14 protein-coding genes are annotated in these 14843 nt (G+C 64.0%); 13 read left to right on the forward strand and 1 reads right to left on the reverse strand.

Features of this window, described 5'->3' with window-relative positions; genetic code table 11:
• Positions 1-35 precede the first annotated feature (35 nt).
• A complete protein-coding gene (locus AC1C2O_RS00455) occupies positions 36-386 on the forward strand; it encodes an Rv2175c family DNA-binding protein (RefSeq protein WP_495428466.1) in 351 nt (116 codons plus the stop codon).
• Between the two features lie 17 nt (positions 387-403).
• On the opposite strand, the gene AC1C2O_RS00460 is transcribed toward AC1C2O_RS00455, so the two are convergent.
• Complete coding sequence (locus AC1C2O_RS00460; protein ID WP_495431630.1) at positions 404-1495, reverse strand: polyprenyl synthetase family protein; 1092 nt, start codon at positions 1493-1495, stop codon at positions 404-406.
• 83 nt (positions 1496-1578) lie between these two features.
• Between AC1C2O_RS00460 and AC1C2O_RS00465 the strand changes: the two genes are divergently transcribed.
• From AC1C2O_RS00465 to AC1C2O_RS00520, 12 genes are all read left to right on the forward strand, one after another.
• Positions 1579-1968 (forward strand): SCO2097 family morphological protein, encoded by a 390-nt coding sequence (locus AC1C2O_RS00465; protein ID WP_495428467.1) that lies wholly within the window; start codon positions 1579-1581, stop codon positions 1966-1968.
• Positions 1969-2213: 245 nt separating this feature from the next.
• Positions 2214-2645 carry a division/cell wall cluster transcriptional repressor MraZ gene (gene mraZ / locus AC1C2O_RS00470; protein WP_495428468.1) on the forward strand — a complete coding sequence of 144 codons (432 nt, stop codon included), beginning with the start codon at positions 2214-2216 and terminating at the stop codon, positions 2643-2645.
• A gap of 101 nt (positions 2646-2746) precedes the next feature.
• A complete protein-coding gene (gene rsmH, locus AC1C2O_RS00475; RefSeq protein WP_495431631.1) occupies positions 2747-3685 on the forward strand; it encodes a 16S rRNA (cytosine(1402)-N(4))-methyltransferase RsmH in 939 nt (312 codons plus the stop codon).
• Complete coding sequence (gene ftsL, locus AC1C2O_RS00480; protein ID WP_495428469.1) at positions 3682-4257, forward strand: cell division protein FtsL; 576 nt, start codon at positions 3682-3684, stop codon at positions 4255-4257. Before rsmH ends, ftsL begins: the two co-directional genes overlap by 4 nt.
• 20 nt (positions 4258-4277) lie before the next feature.
• Entirely contained in the window at positions 4278-6062 is a 1785-nt protein-coding gene (locus AC1C2O_RS00485; protein WP_495428470.1) for a peptidoglycan D,D-transpeptidase FtsI family protein, read from the forward strand.
• 28 nt (positions 6063-6090) lie between these two features.
• Positions 6091-7503: a UDP-N-acetylmuramoyl-tripeptide--D-alanyl-D-alanine ligase gene (locus tag AC1C2O_RS00490; protein WP_495428471.1), complete on the forward strand. Its 1413-nt coding sequence runs from the start codon at positions 6091-6093 to the stop codon at positions 7501-7503.
• Complete coding sequence (mraY, locus tag AC1C2O_RS00495; protein ID WP_495428472.1) at positions 7500-8615, forward strand: phospho-N-acetylmuramoyl-pentapeptide-transferase; 1116 nt, start codon at positions 7500-7502, stop codon at positions 8613-8615. The genes AC1C2O_RS00490 and mraY overlap by 4 nt, the downstream gene beginning before the upstream one ends.
• Positions 8612-10147, forward strand: coding sequence for a UDP-N-acetylmuramoyl-L-alanine--D-glutamate ligase (murD, locus tag AC1C2O_RS00500; RefSeq protein ID WP_495428473.1), 1536 nt, complete (start codon positions 8612-8614; stop codon positions 10145-10147). Before mraY ends, murD begins: the two co-directional genes overlap by 4 nt.
• Positions 10116-11294: a putative lipid II flippase FtsW gene (ftsW, locus tag AC1C2O_RS00505; protein ID WP_495428474.1), complete on the forward strand. Its 1179-nt coding sequence runs from the start codon at positions 10116-10118 to the stop codon at positions 11292-11294. The genes murD and ftsW overlap by 32 nt, the downstream gene beginning before the upstream one ends.
• Positions 11291-12364, forward strand: a complete 1074-nt coding sequence (locus AC1C2O_RS00510) for a UDP-N-acetylglucosamine--N-acetylmuramyl-(pentapeptide) pyrophosphoryl-undecaprenol N-acetylglucosamine transferase (protein WP_495428475.1) — start codon at positions 11291-11293, stop codon at positions 12362-12364. The genes ftsW and AC1C2O_RS00510 overlap by 4 nt, the downstream gene beginning before the upstream one ends.
• Before the next feature lie 69 nt (positions 12365-12433).
• Positions 12434-13834, forward strand: a complete 1401-nt coding sequence (gene murC, locus AC1C2O_RS00515) for a UDP-N-acetylmuramate--L-alanine ligase (RefSeq protein ID WP_495428476.1) — start codon at positions 12434-12436, stop codon at positions 13832-13834.
• 3 nt (positions 13835-13837) lie between these two features.
• Entirely contained in the window at positions 13838-14803 is a 966-nt protein-coding gene (locus AC1C2O_RS00520) for a cell division protein FtsQ/DivIB (RefSeq protein ID WP_495428477.1), read from the forward strand.
• Positions 14804-14843: the final 40 nt, after the last annotated feature.

Raw genomic sequence — 14843 nt, forward strand, 5'->3', positions numbered from 1 at the left:
GTGCGATGTTCTCGCGGAAGTGAGATAGTCGAAATGTGTCTGAGACTGCTCCCGAAACCCCTGCCTTCGAATGGCTGACCACGCCCGATCTCGTCGAGGCTCTCGACGAGCCGCTGGGGCGGGTTCGGCGTCTGATCGCTGAGCAGTATCTGATCGGTTCGACCCGCAACGGCGCCTTCGCAGTTCCGTCGATCTTCATCGTCGACGGAGAGCCCCTGGCGTCACTGCGCGGCACGATCATCGTCCTCAAGGACGCCGGGCTCACCGATGACGAGGTCATCGACTGGCTTCTGAGCGAGCAGGCAGAGCTGGGTCGCACTCCGATCGCCGCGCTTCTGGCTGGACACAAGAGCCCGGTCCGCCGCGTAGCGCGCGCTCTCGCCTGAGCGCATCCGCCTGAGGATCAGGCCGTTCGCACCGTCGCTGCTCGTGCGAGATCACGCAGTTCGCTGACGGATGCATTGTCGAGCTGTGCGCCGGAGAGAGCGCGGTCGGCTTGCTGCGCGTAGGAAGTGATGAGCTCTTCCACTCGAGCGAGCGCGCCGGAATCAGTGATCGTCGCCTGCAAAGCTGACACCTGATCCGGTGTCAGCTCCGGATCTCCGAGCAATTCATCCAGCACCCGGCACGCCGAGGCGCTCAGCCTCTCCCGGGTGAATGCGATCAGAACAGTCCGTTTGCCCTCGCGCAGATCGTCGCCGGTCGGCTTTCCGGTGATTTCTTTATCGCCGAACACTCCGAGGACATCGTCCCGCAGCTGAAACGCCATGCCGATCGGATGCCCGAACTGCCGCAGCGCATCCTGCTGCACCGCATCTGCGCCAGCGAGGACCGCACCGAGCAGCAGTGGTTGTTCGATGCTGTACCGCGCTGACTTCAGAGACACGACGCGCAGGGCGCGATCCGCGTGCTCGGATGCAGGATTCACGCGCCAGGCGGATTCCTCGGCAATGTCGAGGAACTGGCCGGTGGTGACATCGCGGCGCATACGGGCGTACTCCCGGCGCACCGCAGGAGCCTGCACGTGCTCGGTGAGCGCGTGCTCGAGCAGATCGTCGCTCCACGCGACGAGCAGATCGCCGAGCAGAATTGCGGATGCGCGGCCGAAAGCCTCAGCATCCCCAGACCACGTCAGCGCGCGGTGCTGCTGTTCCAGCGCGCGATGGGCTGCCGGACGCCCGCGTCGGGTGTCGGAGTTGTCGATCAGATCGTCATGCACCAGGGCTGCAGACTGGAAGATCTCCAGCGCCGCACAGAGGTCCCACACGGCATCTGTCTCCGTGGCATTACGATCGGCGAAGCGCGCCACCGCGCGCCATCCGGCATCGCAAAAGCGTGCGCGCAGTCGCTTGCCGCCCTGCAGCGTTTCTGCCGCGGCGTCGATGAACATCGCTGCATCAGATCCGTACTCATCTGACTCGGATCGTCGCAGGTTCAAGAAATGATCCAGGCGAGTGGCGACGGCATCCTGGACTAGCGTGGGGGAGGGCACGATAATCAGCTTAGGTTCTCAGCTGATATGTAGCCTCGACCGTTTCGCGAGCGTAGACTAGAGACACTGAACCCGAGGGGGGCGTAATGCCACTGTCAGAACAGGAGCAGCGTCTGCTCGATGAGATGGAACGCCATCTCCTGCACAATGATGCAGACATCGTCACCGCGCCCTCAGGGGATCGCACGCTCAGCTACCGCAACCTCGTCTACGGTGCGGTTCTGCTGCTCGTCGGCATTGGTGCACTGGTCGCAGGCGTCGCACTCGGGAGCCAGCTCGGCTCCGTCGGCAGCATCATCGTCGGCGTGATCGGATTCGCTGCGATGCTCGTCGGAGTCATCCTCGCGGCCACACCGACTCGACGCACCGGCCCGGCGCGCATGTCAGGTCCGGCGAAATCAAAGCCGCCGCAGGATTCGTCCTCGTTCATGGAACGTATGAACGACCGCTGGGATCGTCGACAAGACGGTCGCTGACCTCGTGCTCTCCTAGATACAGAGCTTCACAAGCCCGGATGCGTTGCGCATCCGGGCTTTTTCGTGTCCCCTCTACGATCCTCCACATCTGATTAACCGCATTCTGCCGCGGAATCACGGGGGAGTGGTGCGGAAGTGGATGTCAATATGCGATGCTGTCATGGCCTTGCCATATAAAAGTGGAGCAAAGTGGAGTAAAGTGGGGGACACCTCGAGTTGGCCGGAAACAGAGGGGGTGATGGCTGATGTTGTTGGGAACGCATGCACCGAAGCTCGACGACAAAGGTCGAGTCATCCTGCCGGCGAAGTTCCGTGAGGATCTTGGTGGCGGCATCGTGGTCACCCGTGGCCAAGAGCGATGCCTTTACGTCTTCAGCACCGCCGAATTCGAGGCAATGCATGAGCGGATCCGTCAGGCGCCCCTCAGCAACAAGCAAGCCCGTGACTTTCTGCGCATGTTCCTTTCCGGAGCAAGCGCGGAGATGCCGGACAGCCAGAACCGCATCACCATCCCCGCTCCTCTCCGCCAGTACGCAGGGCTCGAGAAGGAGCTCATCGTCACAGGTGTCGGCGCGCACGCCGAGATTTGGGATGCCGCGGCATGGAACGACTACCTCGCCGCTGGCGAGGACACGTACTCAGAACTGGAACAGGAGGTGATTCCGGGACTCTTTTGACCTTCGACTGTGATGCCCCGCCGCTCCCGCCCCGACACACTTCCCCGGTGCCGGGTCGAGAAGCGGAGGGGGATCAGAGTCGAAGGTCACCGGAAATGATCATGAATCTCCGCGACATTCACACCCCCGTCCTCCTGGATCGCTGCGTCGAGTTGCTGGCCCCGGCGCTGCAGCACGACGGCGCGGTACTGGTCGATGCCACGCTCGGCATGGGCGGGCACTCCGAAGCTCTGCTGGAGCGATTCGACAACATCCGACTCATCGGTCTCGATCGCGACACAGATGCACTGCGCATCGCTGGACAGCGGCTGGAACGTTTCGCCGATCGGATCACGCTCGTGCACACGGTGTACGACGAGATCGGGCTGCATGCGCACGGAGCGTCTGGCATCCTGATGGATCTAGGCGTCTCGTCGCTGCAACTAGACGAGGCAGAGCGCGGCTTCGCGTATTCGAAAGATGCGCCGCTGGACATGCGTATGGACCAGACGAAGGGCGTCACGGCCGCTGAAGTTCTGGCGACCTACGCCGAGGGCAACCTTCGCCGCATTTTCGAGCGATACGGCGAGGAGAAGCTCGCCGCGCGCTACGCCCGCTTCATCGTGCAGGCTCGCGACGAGAAGCCGCTCGAGCGTTCTCAAGATCTCGTCGACCTGCTCCAGGCCGCGACGCCGGCCGCTGTGCAACGCGCAGGACATCCTGCCAAGCGCGTGTTCCAGGCGCTGCGTATCGAGGTCAACTCCGAGCTCAGCGTGCTTGCCGACGCGATTCCTGCGGCCATGGACGCGCTGTCAGTCGGTGGGCGCATCGTCGTGATGAGTTACCAGTCGCTGGAGGATCGCCTGATCAAGCAGGCCTTCGCCGCGGCATCCGCTTCTACCGCTCCTGCCGGGCTCCCCGTCGAGTTGCCGCAGCACACACCGCGGTTCCGCACGATCACCAAGGGCGCAGAATTCGCAAGTGATGAGGAGAAGGCGCGCAATCCGCGCGCCATTCCCGTTCGCCTGCGCGCTGCGGAAAGAATCAGGGAGGCAGTATGAGCCGCGCAACCGCCGCAGCAATGCTGCCGCAGCCGAAGGCCCCGACGACGCGTCCCGCGCGTCAACTCAAGCCTGTCACCGCACCCGCACCTCGCAGCCGACCGAAGCTCGCCTACGCGCTCATCGCTCTCGGCGGTGCTGCGGCGATCGGCGTCGCTCAGATCGGGCTGTCGCTCGCTATCACTTACGACTCTTTCGTGCTCTCTGACCTCACCTCGCAGCAGCGGGAACTCAATCTGCAGGCGAGCGCGCTTGAGGATGACCTCGCAGGCATCTCCTCGCCGCAGATGCTGGCGACGAAAGCCGCAGAGCTGGGCATGGTCGTCACCGGTTCTGCGTCGTACCTGCGTCTGAGCGATTCGGCCATACTCGGCGCGAACGCCGGGGCCGGATCGCAGTCCTCGGTCGACCCGACGGGTAGCGGAGCCGTTCACAACGCCCTCTTGGGTGACCCGGTTCCGCCCGTTGTCGTCGCAGAAGAGGAACAGACCGCTGAGGATGCCGTCGAGACGGTCGACCCGAATATTCCCCCGCCAATAACTGAGGGGCTGCCCAGCCCCACCACCCGCTGAACGGACACTGAGGGAATCCCATGACGACACGAGCCACGCGCGGCCCACGCCGACGCACCGTCGTCGCCCTCGCGGTGATACTGGCGGTACTGGCAGCGTTCGTCGTTCGCCTCGTCGACATCCAGGTAGTGAGCGCGACCGAGCACGTGGAGGATTCCCTCAACGTCGGCAAGCTCGGCAGCACGGATGCGCTCTACGGCAACAGAGGGTCGATCGTCGATGAGAACGGCATCATCCTGGCGTCGAGCACGAAGGTCTATGACGCCGAGCTCAGTCCGAAGGTCTTGATGCTCCTGGAGAACGACGAGAACGGCCCTCCGGAGACACCGTGGTCTGAAGCAGCTGACAAGATCGCTGAGATCACGGGTCAGGACGCGGATGAGTTGCGTGCCGGCGTCGCAGCCAACCTGGAGAACAACTCGGAATCGGAGTACTACCTGCTGGAGAAGGGGCTCAGCACCGAGAAGTACCTTGAACTGCGTGACCTTGGGCTCATCTACCTGCACATGACACCGCGCGAGACGCGGGTCTACCCGAGCGGCGCGGTTGCGGGCAACGTGGTCGGCTATCTCGACACCGCTGGCGTCGGGCGACTCGGTGTCGAGCAAATGGAGGCCAAATGCCTCGCCCCGACAGATGGCGAGCGCACCTACCTGCGTGGTACCGACGGGGTCATCATCCCCGGCAGCGAACGCACTGTCGACGCGCTGAACGGCGGCACCGTACAGCTGACGATCAACCGAGATCTGTCGTGGTATCTGCAGCAGATGGTTGCAGAAGAAGCGCAGAAGCAGGGCGCGAAAGCGGCAACTGCTGTTGTCGTAGAGGTCAAAACGGGAAAGATCCGTGCCGCGGCCGAATGGCCGTCGCTCGACCCCAACGACCTTGATTCCTCATCACCGGATGACTGGGGAACGCGGGTGTTCACCACGACATTCGAGCCGGGGTCGACATTCAAAGCCGTCACCGCTGCGACACTGCTGGACACCGGAGCTGTGGACGGCAACACCACGGTGAGCGCGGCAAGCCGCGAAACTTTCCCGAACGGCGCTGTCATCAACGACGCGTTCGTGCACGGCGCCAACCAGTACACGCTGGCCGGTGCACTGATCGACTCATCCAACGTTGCGGTATCGAAGTTCGGCACCATGGTCGACCCGCAGGTGCGCTACGACTACCTGAAGAAGTTCGGCGTAACGGAGAAGACGATTGATTTCCCTCGTGAGGAGGGTGGCGTTTTGCACCCGGTCTCCAAGTGGGACAGCCAGTCGCTGTACACGACCACGTTCGGACAGTACTTCACGGTCACCGCGCCACAGGTTGCCGGTGCCTACCAGGCCATCGCCAACGGTGGCGAGAAGATCGATCTGTCGCTCATCGAGTCCTGCACGCTGGCCGATGGCACGGTCGTGACCCCGGATGCACCGGAGCATGAGCAGATCATCTCCGAGTCCACTGCCGATGAGGTGGCGCGCATGCTGGAGAACGTCGCCGTGCAGGGCGGTCTCTCCGAGCAGGTGGAGATTCCTGGCTACCGGGTAGCCATCAAGACGGGTACCGCCGAGAAGCCGAACGAGAACGGCCCCGGCTACAAAGCAAACGCCTATTACACGAGCATGGTGGGCTTCGCCCCGGTGGATGACCCTGAGTACGTCGTTATCGTCACGCTCGACGAGCCGACTAGGCTTGCATCATCAGCAGCGACGGCGTCCGCTTTCCACAAAGCGATGACTCAGGTTCTGAAGACCTATCGCGTGTCACCGTCCACCGAACCGATGGACGAGCTGCTCCCCAAATTCAACTAGCCGGCGCCTCGCCGTGCATGGAGATGTCATGATCGCCCTGTCGCTTGCAGAGATTGCTGCCATCACCGGCGGCGATCTACGTGTCATCGACGCTGACACCGCGGACACCGTGGTCAGCGGCGTCGTCGATACCGATTCCAGGAAGATGACCCCGGGGGGCATCTTCATCGCTAAGCCAGGAGCGGAGACCGACGGCCACCGTTTCGTCGGTACGGCCGTGGAGAACGGCGCGGTGCTCGCTCTGGTCGAGCACACCGTCGACGCTCCGGTCTCGCAGATCATCGTCGCGGATGTCGTGGTCGCTCTGGCTGATCTCGCCCGTGCCGTCGTCGCGCGCGTGCGCGCGAGGGGGCAACTGAAGATCGTCGGGATCACCGGGTCCAATGGCAAGACCACGACGAAGAACTTCCTTGCGCGCATCCTCGCAGACGAGGGTGAGACCGTCGCACCGATCGACTCATACAACAATGAGGTCGGTGCACCCGTCACCATGCTCCGCGTCACCGAGAACACGCGCTACCTGGTCAGCGAGTTCGGCGCGGCTGGCCCAGGCAGCATCGCACATCTTGCCGGGCTCGTTGAACCGGATGTCGCCGTTATTCTGATGGTCGGCATGGCGCACGCCGGCGGCTTCGGTGGCATCGAGGCGACCGCTACGGCCAAGGCAGAGCTGATCGCAGCATCCCGTCCTGGCGGTGCGGCGGTGCTGAATGTCGACGACCCCCGTGTGGCGGCAATGCGCGAAAAGGCCGTTGCCCATGGTCTGCGGGTAGTTGGCTTCGGCCAGAATGACACGGCAGATGTGCGGGCGACTGATGTTCAGGTCGCAGCCGATGGCACGCGCGTGATGGTCGCTGCGGCGGGCGAATCGCTGCCGATGCATTTGAAGGTTCTCGGCGCGCACCATGTCGGTAACGCGCTGGCCGCGATCACAGCTGCCGGAGTTCTGGGTGTCTCTCTCGCCGACTCCGTCGCACGACTTGAGACCGTCGAGATCGCTGAGCGCTGGCGCATGCAGCCGATGGGCAACGATCGGGTGCGCATCATCAACGACGCGTACAACGCCAGCCCAGACTCGATGGCCGCGGCGCTGCGCACGCTTGCACAGATCACTGGGCCGGACGAGCGCACGGTCGCTGTTCTCGGCGCGATGAGTGAGCTGGGGGAGAGCGCAGGGGAAGAACACGATCGGATCGGTCTGCTCGCGGTGCGCTTGAACATCCGCCGCATCGTCGTGGTGGGCCCAGAGGCGCGCCGTCTTTATCTTTCGGTGGTCGGCGAAGGCTCGTGGGACAGCGAAGCCGTGCATCTGCTCGATCAGGATGCGGCGTTCGAATACCTCCGCACCGAACTGCGCGACGGTGATCGTGTGCTCGTCAAATCATCCAATTCCGTGGGCCTTCGGCATCTCGGCGATCGTCTGGGAGAATTGTTCTCGTGAGATCACTCCTCATGGCTGCGGCGATATCGCTCGCCTTCACCCTCTTCCTTACTCCCGTCTTCCTGCGGCTGTTTCGCCGCTGGGGCTGGGGGCAGGTCATCCGCACCCCGGAAGACATCGCGAACCCGAGCCACGAGGCAAAGCGGGGCACGCCCACGATGGGTGGGCTCATCTTCATTCTCGGCACGATCGTCGGCTACTTCGTCGGCGTCTATGCAGGGGGCAGCCCTCCGGCGCTCTCCGCAATCCTCGTGTTGTGGCTCATGCTCGGCTTCGGCGCTGTGGGCTTCATCGATGACTACATGAAGGTCAAGTCGCAGCGCAGTCTCGGGCTCTCGGGGTGGCGCAAGGTCATCGGTCAGCTGATCGTGATGGTCCCGTTCGGCGTCGTCGCACTGAACTTCGAGAACCAGTGGGGACAGACGCCGGCAAGCCGCTATGTTTCCCTGTTCCGAGACATCCCCTGGCTGAATCTTTTCGCCTTAGGCGTGGTCATCGGCTGGGTCGTCTACCTGATCTGGATCGCTGTGATCGGCATCGCGACATCCAACAGCGTCAACCTCACCGACGGCCTCGATGGTCTTGCAGCTGGCGCCGGTGTGTTCGTCGTCAGCGCTTACAGTCTGATCGCGTTCTGGCAGTTCAAGCAGTCCTGCACAGGCGCGGGCACCGGCGCCGAAGCCGACGCCCTCGCCGCCTGCTATCAAGTGCGAGACCCCTTCAACCTCGCGATCGTCGGTGCATCTTTTGCCGCAGGTCTCATCGGGTTCCTCTGGTGGAACGCGCCCAAGGCGAAGGTCTTCATGGGTGATGTCGGATCGATGGCCATCGGCGGTGTGATCACCGCGATGGCGATCCTCACCCGCACCGAACTTCTGCTCCTGGTAATCGCCGGTGTCTTCGTGCTCTCCTCGGGCTCGGTGATTCTGCAGCGCACCTACTTCAAACTCACCCGAGGCAAGCGCCTGTTCCTGATGAGCCCGTTCCATCACCATCTGGAGATGCGCGGCTGGCCGGAAGTAACCATCGTCGTTCGACTGTGGATCATCTCAGGTCTTCTCGCCATCTCGGCCGTGGGCCTCTTCTACGTGGAATGGCTCACTCTGGTATGAGTACTGCGCGTCTGGATGCACTGACCAGCTGGCACGCCGACTGGAAAGGCCTGCGTGTCGCCGTACTCGGCTTGTCGGTCACCGGGTTCTCTGCCGCTGACACGCTCACCGAACTCGGTGCAGAGGTGCTCGTGCTCTCGGAATCAGCATCAGAGGAGTATGAGCGTCTCGTGCCGGTGATCGGTGCGAATCTCGAACTCGGCGCGCTGAATGAGGTGCCGCAGGCGCTTCGCGACTTCGACCCTGAGGTCGTTGTGGCTTCGCCCGGCTTCTCGCCGTCGCATCCGCTGATCGTCTGGGCGCAGGAAGTCGGCATTGCCCTGTGGGGCGATGTAGAGCTGGCGTGGCGCGTGCGCGACAAGGTCGTGCGCGCAGATGGCACACCCGCTGACTGGGTGCTCATCACCGGCACGAACGGAAAGACCACCACCACCCAGCTGACGGCGACGATGCTCGCCGAGGGCGGGCTGCGTGCCGCGCCGTGCGGCAACATCGGCATTCCCGTTGTGGATGCGGTACGCGATCCGGCCGGATTCGACGTGCTCGTGGTCGAACTCTCCAGTCACCAGCTCTGGTACATCGGGCAGAGCAGCAGTGCGGGTGAGCTCGTGCCGCACTCGTCTGTGTGTCTGAACCTTGCTGACGATCATCTGATCTGGCACGGCAGTGCCGCGGCATACCGCGACGCCAAGGCCTTCGTCTACCGCAACACCCGCGTCGCGTGCGTGTACAACAAAGCAGACCTGGCGACGCGCCAGATGGTGGAAGACGCCGAGGTCTCGGAGGGAGCGCGAGCGATCGGCTTCGACCTCGGTGTGCCCGGACCAAGCGATCTCGGTGTGGTCGACGGCATCCTCGCCGACCGGGCGTTCCTCGACGACCGCAAGAACAGCGCGCTGGAGTTGACCACGATCGACGATCTCGAGCGCGTCGGACTCGCGGCTCCGCACATGGTGCAGAACATTCTGGCGGCCAGCGCGCTCGCGCGCGCGCTCGGCACGTCGCCGGAGGCCATCCGCCGTGCTCTGGAGACGTTCCAGCTTGATGCCCACCGCATCCAGATCATTGCGAGTCACCAGGGTGTCACCTGGGTCGACGATTCTAAGGCGACGAACCCGCACGCCGCAGCGTCGTCGTTGCGCGCATACCCCGGCGCTGTGTGGGTAGTTGGCGGCGATTTGAAGGGCGTCGACCTCTCCGATCTGGTGGCGGATGCCGGGCGCTCCGCGAGCGCAGCGCTCATCATTGGTGTCGAACGCGCCGAGCTGGTCGCGGCATTCGAGCGACACGCGCCCGCAGTCCCGGTAATCGAGGTGGTCACTGGGGAGACTGAAGATGTCATGACCCGCGTGGTAGAACTTGCCTCGGGGATCGCTATCGACGGGGGAACGGTTCTACTGGCCCCCGCCGCGGCATCCTTCGATCAGTTCACCAGCTACGAGGATCGCGGCCACCGCTTCGCCGAGGCGGTGCGCAGATGGATCGACCGGGGGAGCGCCGATGACGCAGGTAGCCCGCCCACCCCGCTCTGAATCTCGAGGGCTCGCCGCACGCGTCTCGCTGGGGCGGATCTTTGTACCGCCGTCGAGCGAGTTCCTTTTCATCGCATCCACTGCGCTGCTGCTGACCGTCTTCGGCCTCATCATGGTGATCTCGGCGACGAGCGCCACTGAGTCCGGTGTCATGGACACCGCGCTCAAGCAGTCGATGTTCGCCGCTGTCGGCATCCCGCTGATGTTCCTGGTGAGCAGGCTCCCCATCGGTGTTCTGAAGAAGATGGCCTGGCCCGCGCTGATCGGCGCGACGCTGCTGCAGCTGCTCGTGTTCACGCCGCTCGGCATCGAGGACGCCGGAAACCGCAACTGGATCGACCTCGGTGTGATCTCTATGCAGCCTTCGGAGTTTCTGAAGCTTGCCCTCGCCCTGTGGATCGCATACGTGCTGCTGCGCAAGAGAACGTTGCTGGGCATCTGGCGGCATGTGTTCATCCCCGTGATTCCTGTCTCGATACTGGTGATCGGCGCAGTCATGGCCGGTCATGACCTCGGCACGGTGATGGTGCTCGTACTGATCCTGCTCGGCTGTCTGTTCTTCGCGGGCGTGAAGCTGCGACTGTTCATCCTTCCGGTGCTCCTCGGCGTCGTTGGAGTCGTGGTACTGGCCGTCCTGAGCCCCGATCGCATGCGACGCATTACGGCCGTATGCACCGACATGGCCAACTACGAACACGACTGCTACCAGTCGATCCACGCGGTATGGGGGATGGCGAACGGTGGTGTGTTCGGCCTCGGCCTTGGTAACTCGCAGGAGAAGTACGGCTGGCTGCCTGCCGCATCCAATGACTTCATCTTCGCCATCGTGGGCGAGGAGCTGGGGCTCATCGGATGCATCGTGGTTCTCGCGCTGTTCACATTCTTCGCCATCGGCGCGTTCCACATCATGCGCAAGACCTCCGACCCGTTCATCCGGGTCGCGGCGGGTGGCATCACCGTATGGATCATCGGTCAGGCGCTCATCAACATCGGCGTCGTGATCGGCATCTTCCCGGTGCTGGGTGTGCCGCTGCCGTTCATGTCGCAGGGCGGTACGGCACTTCTGTCGGTACTGCTCGCCTGTGGTGTGCTGCTGGCGTTCGCTCGCACGATTCCTGCAACGGAGCGGGGTAAGGTCACCAAGTGACCTCGTACCTCCTCGCAGGCGGCGGAACCGCCGGCCATGTGAACCCTCTCCTTGCCGTTGCCGATGGGCTGCGTGCGCGAGATCCACGAACCGACGTGCTCGTGCTCGGCACGAAGGAGGGGCTGGAGGCCCGCCTCGTCCCTGAGCGCGGGTACGAATTGCTGATCGTGGACAAGGTGCCATTCCCCCGCCGGCCGAACAAACAGGCAGTGGGCTTTCCCGGACGCTTCCGGAGGGCGATCGCTCAGGTGCGGGCGCACATTCGCGAACACGACATCGACGTGGTGGTCGGCTTCGGTGGCTACGCGTCGGCGCCGGCCTACATCGCGGCACGTCGCGAGCGAGTGCCCTTCGTCGTGCACGAGGCCAACGCGAAGCCGGGCTTGGCAAACGTCCTCGGCGCGCGCTGGGCGGCTGGCATCGGTGTCGCATTCGACGGCACGCCGCTCAAGGGCAGCGAAGTCGTCGGTATGCCGTTGCGACGCGAGATCGTCGACCTGGATCGAGCCGCTACGCGCGCAGAGGCGGCCGAGCACTTCGGGCTCGATGCGGCGCAGCCCATTCTGCTGGTCTTCGGCGGCTCACTGGGAGCGCTGCGGCTCAATGAGGCCTTCGCCGACTCTTGGCAAGATGTGCGCGCGGCCGGGTGGCAGTTGCTGCACGTGACGGGGGAGCGCAGCGACCTCATCGACCCCGCTGCTCCCGGATACGTCATGCGTCGCTATGTCGACCGGATGGATCTCGCCTTCGCACTCGCTGACCTGATCGTGTCGCGCGCGGGCTCGGCGACGGTCAGTGAGATCAGTGCTCTCGGCCTCCCCGCCGTCTATGTGCCCTACGCGGTCGGAAACGGAGAACAGCGCCTGAACGCGGCCTCTGCCGTCGACGCAGGAGCGGCGATCCTGCTCGAGGACAGTGGATTCACCGGCGACACGGTGCGAGACAGCATCGTGCCACTTCTCGGCGACCGCGCGCGGATCGAGCGTATGGCCGCTGCTGCGGGGAACGTGGGCATCCGCACCGGCACCGAGAACGTCATTGCGATGATCGACCGCGCGCTGCGCGACTGACCTGGGCGCGCAGCTCGAGCGGCGTGCCAGGGAGCCGCTGTCAGGGCAGCGAATTAGGATGGACGAGACATGATCAGACCTGACCTCTCCCTTCCGATTCCTGAATCCATCACCTCTGCCCACTTCATCGGGATCGGTGGATCTGGCATGAGTGGACTCGCGAAGATGTTTCTCGATGCTGGCATCCGCGTGTCCGGATCGGATCGCGCAGACAGCGACAGCCTGCGCGCTCTCGCAGAGGCTGGGGCGACTGTTCACGTCGGTCACGATGCCGCTCATCTGGGCGATGCAGACACCGTCGTGCACACCGGTGCGATCTGGCCGGAGAATCCAGAGTTCGTCACGGCGAAGGAGCGTGGACTGCACGTCATTCACCGTTCGCAGGCACTGCACTGGCTCATCGGCGGACGGCGCCTGGTATCGATTGCCGGAGCTCATGGCAAGACGACGTCGACGGGCATGATCGTCACTGCTCTGCAGTCGCTCGGCGCTGACCCAAACTTCGTCAACGGCGGCGTGATCGAGCAGCTCCGTGCTTCGAGTGCGTCCGGTGCCGACGACCTCTTCGTCGTCGAGGCTGACGAGTCGGACGGCACCTTCCTGCTGTACGACACGGCGATCGCTCTGATCACGAATGTAGATCCCGATCATCTCGATCACTTTGGCTCTGATGAGGCGTTCCACGACGCGTTCATTCGCTTCGCCGACGCGGCGAGCGAGGCGGTCGTGATTTCCAGCGATGACGCAGGCGCGCTGCGGGTAACTGCCGGCCTCTCCCACCAGAACGTGATCACTTTCGGCGTAGCACCGGATGCCGATGTGCGACTCACCGATATCTCAACGGCTGGCCCCGTCTCCGCCACGCTCACTCATGCCGGGAAGAGCGCGCACATGCAGCTCGCCATGCCTGGCGCACACAACGCAGTCAACGCCGCTGGGGCCGTCGCTGTGCTCCTCACATTGGGATATGCGCTCAGCGAGGCCGTGCGTGCCGTTGAGGGCTTCGCTGGCACGGTGCGACGCTTCGAATTGCACGGCGTCGAGCGCGGCGTGAGCGTCTTCGATGACTATGCACACCACCCGACCGAGGTGAAGGTCGCGCTCGAGGCCGCCCGCAGCGTCGTCGGCAGCGGTCGCATCATCGCGATCCAGCAACCGCACACATACTCGCGCACGCAGCACATGTACCGCGAGTTCGCTGAAATTCTCGAGACATACGCTGACCACACCGTCATGCTGGATGTCTACGGCGCCCGAGAAGACCCTGTTCCCGGCGTCACCGGCGAGCTGGTCAGCGGCGCCTTCGCTGATCAGGAGCACGTGCACTACGTTCCTGACTGGCAGGCGGCCGCGGACTACACGGCCACCGTGGCACGGGAGGGTGACTACGTCATCACGCTCGGTTGCGGTAACGTCTATCTGCTCATTCCGCAGGTGCTCGAGTCGCTGCGAAAGACCGTCGAGGACTGATCGATGCGTCGTCCGGCACCGCTTCCGACCACGCCAGAGCCGGAGGAGCAGCCTGCACAGGCTCGCCCATCTCGCTTTGCACGTTTCACGCGTGAGGCGCAGGTTGAGGCGGAGTCGGTGGCCCCGCGCGATCCTGTGGATCTCCATAAGCCGAACTCGTCTTCGGCGGAGACCGCGGCAGATGTCGCGGCTGCTGAGCCGCATACGCTTAAGGGACTGACCGCTCGGGATGTCTGGCGTGCGGCCCGCGCGCGTCGCAAGACGTTGCGGGCGGAGATCCGCCGATTCACCCAGCGGTCTCGTCGTCGTCGGCTGATCTGGCTCGGTGCGCTGGGCGCCGTCGTGTTGCTCATCGGCGGAAGCGTGGCTGCCGCATACAGTCCGCTCTTCGCCGTGCGCAAGGTCACAGTCGTCGGCGCATCCGTTCTTGATCCAACCGCGGTAGAGGCAGCGCTCGCCGATCAGATTGGCACGCCGATCGCGCTTGTCGACGACAACGCGGTGAAGGCGGCCCTGGTCGCATTTCCGCTGATCGAGACGTACGCGCTCGAGGCCAAACCCCCACACGATCTCACGCTTCGTATTGTGGAGCGCACACCGATCGGGGTCATCGCGTCGGATGCCGGGTTCACGCTCGTCGATGCGGCAGGGGTCGCACTGTCGACGACGCCTGACCCTCCGGCCGGGCAGCCGGTGATCGAAGTCGCAGACGGGACGACATCTGCGGCCTTCAAATCGGTCGGTCTGGTGGTCAGGTCGCTGCCGCCAGAGGTGCGTACGAACCTGACCGCGGTGCAGGCGAGCACCCAGGACGACGTCACGCTGACACTCTCCAGCGGAGTGGTCGTCGTGTGGGGGAGCGCAGAGCGCTCCGACAAAAAAGCCGTGGTACTGGCATCTGTGATGACGGCGAATCCGGGCGCCCACACGTACGATGTGTCCTCGCCGGACGCTGCCGTCGCCGGCTGAGGCCCGTTCCGGGATGGAAACCAGCGACACGCCCGTGTCG

This window comes from Microbacterium sp. Y355, assembly GCF_059445345.1.